Annotated in this window: 5 protein-coding genes; 2 read left to right on the forward strand and 3 right to left on the reverse strand. The window is 45.7% G+C overall.

Features of this window, described 5'->3' with window-relative positions:
- Nucleotides 1-536: 536 nt before the first annotated feature.
- Nucleotides 537-1,859 (forward strand): YncE family protein, encoded by a 1,323-nt coding sequence (locus BLV90_RS15740; RefSeq protein WP_091743050.1) that lies wholly within the window; start codon nucleotides 537-539, stop codon nucleotides 1,857-1,859.
- Between the two features lie 269 nt (nucleotides 1,860-2,128).
- Here BLV90_RS15740 and BLV90_RS15745 read toward each other — a convergent pair whose 3' ends face one another.
- Together BLV90_RS15745 and BLV90_RS15750 are read right to left on the reverse strand one after the other, a co-directional pair.
- Entirely contained in the window at nucleotides 2,129-2,545 is a 417-nt protein-coding gene (locus BLV90_RS15745) for an OsmC family protein (RefSeq protein WP_091743052.1), read from the reverse strand.
- Nucleotides 2,546-2,569: 24 nt separating this feature from the next.
- A complete protein-coding gene (locus BLV90_RS15750; RefSeq protein ID WP_091743054.1) occupies nucleotides 2,570-3,178 on the reverse strand; it encodes a stage II sporulation protein M in 609 nt (202 codons plus the stop codon).
- Nucleotides 3,179-3,286: 108 nt separating this feature from the next.
- Between BLV90_RS15750 and pdaB the strand changes: the two genes are divergently transcribed.
- Nucleotides 3,287-4,051 (forward strand): polysaccharide deacetylase family sporulation protein PdaB, encoded by a 765-nt coding sequence (gene pdaB, locus BLV90_RS15755; protein ID WP_091743056.1) that lies wholly within the window; start codon nucleotides 3,287-3,289, stop codon nucleotides 4,049-4,051.
- On the opposite strand, the gene BLV90_RS15760 is transcribed toward pdaB, so the two are convergent.
- On the reverse strand, nucleotides 4,048-4,689 hold the full coding sequence (locus BLV90_RS15760; RefSeq protein ID WP_177168125.1) for a KinB-signaling pathway activation protein: 642 nt from the start codon (nucleotides 4,687-4,689) through the stop codon (nucleotides 4,048-4,050). The two genes, pdaB and BLV90_RS15760, sit on opposite strands and share 4 nt — an antisense overlap.
- Between the last annotated feature and the right edge of the window lie 174 nt (nucleotides 4,690-4,863).

Here is a 4,863-nt window from a genome sequence, read left to right on the forward strand (position 1 = left end):
GGTCATTCATTCGCTCTTCAGTTTTCAAGGAACGCTTTGTTTTCCGGCCTTTCAGCCGATGCCGCTCTCTTACGGCGACAAGATCTATCTTATCACCTTCTGTAGATCCTGTCAACAATTCTTTTTTGTAAGCAACTTCTCAGCTTCCATGCCGCAAAGGCTCACTTTTTTGCCATGTCCTCGCAGCGACAAATAATAATTTAGCATGGATCTTACCCTGGGTCAATACCTTTCTTCGTGTTTTTTCAATTTTCTTTTAAACTAGTAAGGCTGGAGATGAATGCCTTAATCCCTTGCATTAATTACATTGAATGCCAGCTATAGATAACAAACTTCACCGAGTAGATTTCCCTTAATCAGTACTAAGTAGGAATAAGGCATTTGTTGGGAGAAATTGAAAGGATACATTAATAAACGTGAGAATACGCGTTAAGCGTAGTCGTGACTAAAAGTTGTAGCTAATGATTTTAGAAAGAGCATCTGAAGATTACTGATCAGGATTGAATGTAGGTCTATTTGAAAGGGAGGAGCCATCGATGGAAAATTCGCTTTGGAGGATTAGGGTTCTATTGGCAGTAGTGTTAGTCATGGCTGTCTTCTTTCCAATGGGAGAGGGCAAAGCAAACGCATCCCAAACACCACCAGAGACACAATCGGTTCTCTTCGTCGGCAACAACTGGGATGGCACAGTGGACATCATTGACCCTAAAAAGTTCACAAAACTCAGTCGGATCAACGTCATCCCGGATATTAAGGAGCGCGAACGAGATTTGCTTACGAATCCCGTTGCCCTCATGTATAAGTTGATGATTCGCAAGCTCATCGGAGAGGGTCACGACCAGTACGTAGACGATATGTTTACTTCCCGCGACGGTCGATACGTCTACGTCTCAAGACCCAGCCTAGCTGACGTCGTTGGCATTGACCTGAGAACTCAAGAAATTGTCTGGCGTGTGAAGATGGAGGGCTACCGGTCAGATCACATGGCGATATCCCCGGACGGCACTCGCCTTCTTGTATCTGACTCCACTGCACGTAAGGTTCAGGTAATCGACCCAAGGGAGGGTCGCAAGGTTGGTGAGTTTGAATCTGGAGACTCGCCGCATGAGAGCAATTATTCCCCTGACGGAAAGCGGATCTATCACGCGAGTGTTGGACACGTCTGGACCCCGACTGATCAACCAATATTTGATTTCACTAAGGGTGATCGCTGGTTCCAGATCGTAGACGCCAAAACAAACAAAATCATCAAACGCCTGGATATCGGCAAAACCCTCAAGGAATACGGCTATAAGGACTATAGCTCAGCGGTTAGGCCGATGGTCATCTCTCCCGATGAGAAGACTGCTTATATGCAACTATCTTTCTTTCATGGGTTCCTCGAGTTCGATCTTAAAACCTTTAAGCCGCTACGTTTAGCTCAACTTCCAATCAGCGACAAAGCGAAAAACACTCCACGTGAGCAGTATATCCTCGACTCCGCCCACCACGGGCTGGCGATGAACCCCAAGGGAACGAAGTTATGTGCCGCAGGGACGATGTCGGACTACGCTGCAATCGTGGATCGTGGGACGTTCAAGTATAAACTATTCCCGAATGTGGACAAACCGTATTGGGCTACCAACAGCGCTGACGGTAAATACTGTTTCGTCTCGGCTAGCGGTGAAGACTCGGTAGTTGTCCTCAACTATGACTCCGAGCAGGAAGTCACCCGCATCCCCGTTGGCGACCATCCACAACGGATGCGCATGGGGGTCATTCGCCAAGATTATGTTAGTCAACTGCCGAACACAGAACATGACAGTGACAATGATTCCAAAGGGCCTGTACCCTCGAATAAGTCAGGTAAAGCCCATTAAGCAGAGAGATTCACTGCCACTTGCCCACAGAGCTGTCCCAATAAACTGAGTCGTCCCGGTTTTGGTCCAAACTTCAAACACCAACGGCTTTTTGCCTAGGCTGTGGATTTAGCTAAGACAAATTACGAGAACACGGTTCTCATATCTAGAGATCACAAACGATGTGTTGGCTATGCCACCGCATCGTTTGTGATCTTTTCTATACAGAAAATATCCAGCCATTTTTTCCAGAATCGCAGAAGCTGGTGTGTAGAAGATACCCAAAGCAGTTACTCATAAGTTTCCCCATTAATTGAAAAGCTCGTAGTTACCTCTGCACTCAATGACTGGGAGACTGAACAGTAGGTATCTCTCGACAAGGTGACCGCGCGACGTACTTTTTCAACAGGTAAATCTCCTGTAAGACGATAATGAATATGAACATGGGTAAAACGGCGCGGATGTTCCTCTGCACGGCTACCCGAGACTTCCATATCAAAATCCTCTACATGAAGACGCATCTTTTTGAGGATGTCTACGATATCGATCCCCGAGCAAGCTCCTACAGCCGATAGTAGCACTTCCGTCGGCCGAGGGCCTTGATCTTCCCCACCTACTTCCTGTGCCGCGTCTAGGGTTAGTTGATGACCCGATGGGGTAGTTGAATTAAACTTCATTTTCCCATTCCATGTAAGTTTTGTTTGCAATGAAATCCTCTCCCATTCAAAAATTTATACTGGCTTTAAATAAACAATTAACGAGGTTTCGATCAACGCAGCGACGATCAACAGAATGATCACACCACCTACGACATACGGGATGCGATGGAAAAGATGTCTCCAATCTTTTCTGTTGCGCTCGCGAAAAGTAGGCGACACCCAACTAATCATCCATTGCATCACTAACAATCCCAAACGAATTCCAAAGGCAGCCGCAATGATAATCGCGGGTAATTCCAAAATACCATGGGGAAGAATCGACTGTACAAATACCCATAATGGGTTTTTACCTAATGTACTGGCTTGTCCCAGAACCACACCAAGAATCACCCCGTTTGTAAGGAGGGCAACCAGAGGAAATACACCGAAAAATAATCCCAATCCGATCATCGTAGCCGCGGCACGCATATTGTTGACCCAAATGGCTACATAGACTTCCCAAAACTCTGGTTCCTTACCAATCTTTGCGATTGTTTCTTTCAACTGATCCCAGATGGGGGTCAACATCCCCCTAATGGAATCAGAAGCAATATAGCCGAATACCGCTCCCCCGATCAAGAGCAGCGTCGCCAGACGGAGCAGTTTTCGTTCTTCACGTAGGGCTTCAAAGAATTTCCGCATCCGGTTCTCCTCCTTTTAATGAAACGATCATAACCCTCGTCCCATGGAATACATTTAGTATGGGACAGGTGTGAGGCCTTCCATACCGAAGTTAGCGGAGGTGGTGGGATGAAATTCATATGGGTATTGTCAGGAAAGCGAATCAAACAGACGATGTTAGGGGTAGTCGCGTTCATCTTCGCCCTTGGCATTTACTATGCCGAGAAGGAGAACATCCAGGTCTTTATGCCCTTCGATAACGGCCCTGACGCAATTTATAGTGTAAAAACGAAGAAAAAACAGATCGCCTTAACCTTTGATATCAGCTGGGGCGAAGAACGGGCAGGACCTTTACTCGACATTCTCGAGAAAAAAGGAGTAAAGAAAGCAACTTTTTTCCTCTCTTCTCCCTGGGCAGAGACGCATCCGGACATTGTTAAAAGAATCTCGGATATGGGCTATGAGATTGGAAGCCATGGCCACCGCCATATCAATTACAGTACCTTGAGCGAAGAACAGATCAAGACACAGATCAGCAAAGCCCATCAAATTCTCTCAAAAGTTACTAAACAAGAGCCCAATCTCATCCGTTTTCCTAATGGTGACTTTGACAAGCGCGTGCTTAAAGTTGCTCGTGATTTAGGTTATACCTCTATCCAGTGGGATACAGATTCTCTCGACTGGCTCAATCCTGGCAAGGATAAAATTATCAGTCGTGTTACTGGTAAAGCTCATCCTGGGGATATCGTCCTCATGCATGCGAGTGATTCCAGTAAGCAATTGCATGAAGCACTCCCAAAGATAATCGATGATCTCCACAAGAAAGGGTACAGTTTCACAACAGTTTCTGAGTTAATTGCAGGGTCTAAGGTGGACCTAAATCCAGTAGACTAACGGCTCCTCGTCACGGGCCGTTTTTTTCGTTTCCGCTTTTTTTTGATATCCGTAGGTGATTGGTGGGGTCGATCCATAGGTGGACTGACTGGATCTAATAAGCGATGAAGTTGCATGAGTTGCCACGCATTACAAATCAACAGGGTGATCACCATCAATAAAATTAACGGTATCGATTGTTTTAAGGCAGGAATAGCTTCCAAGCTGGTAGCCACAGTCATAAAAAACAGCGCTGGGATAAAACTGTAACGATTGGTCGCCTTCACTTTAAACCAAGCCGCGATCAAAGCTGCGATCAATATCGTTGCTGGTACAATGAACCATGCTCCAACCTCTAGGGTAGAATCCCTTTGAATCATCAACAGATTAAGTAAAACAATAACCGTTACAATTAGCTGAAGAGCTTGGTACATCCGTTGATTGCGAATAAAGCCGACAAATACCATGTTAAACACCATATAAGCAAAAAAACCCATTTGGGCCATCGCACCAAACATAACTCCTGCCCATAATTGCGATACGATTTGGAGCTCTCCACCGATATTACTCACTTGGAGGAGAAGTCCAATAATCGGGGCTGTCACAGTGCCAATCAAACATGTAGTCCAAAACAGAAAGAACAGTTTACGTAGTGTCACGGTTCGTCTCCCCTTCGATGCACCTCTACCTACATTCCCATTATACCGATCCGTGAACAACTCGCCATTAGAAATGGCTGAGCTTCTCGCTTCATTGAATCGACCAACGTCGTATTCTCCACGAAGGCTTATTCCAAGCCTATATGAGGTTTTGTTTTAGCTGACCCTGTTCCA

Source organism: Marininema mesophilum (genome assembly GCF_900106775.1).
GTDB classification, from domain to species: domain Bacteria; phylum Bacillota; class Bacilli; order Thermoactinomycetales; family DSM-45169; genus Marininema; species Marininema mesophilum.

Excerpts from the sequence above, each read along its gene's own strand:
- BLV90_RS15740 (WP_091743050.1), top strand. The coding sequence starts at position 537 with ATGGAAAATTCGCTTTGGAGGATTAGGGTTCTATTGGCAGTAGTGTTA.
- BLV90_RS15750 (WP_091743054.1), bottom strand. The coding sequence starts at position 3,178 with ATGCGGAAATTCTTTGAAGCCCTACGTGAAGAACGAAAACTGCTCCGT.
- pdaB (WP_091743056.1), top strand. The coding sequence starts at position 3,287 with ATGAAATTCATATGGGTATTGTCAGGAAAGCGAATCAAACAGACGATG.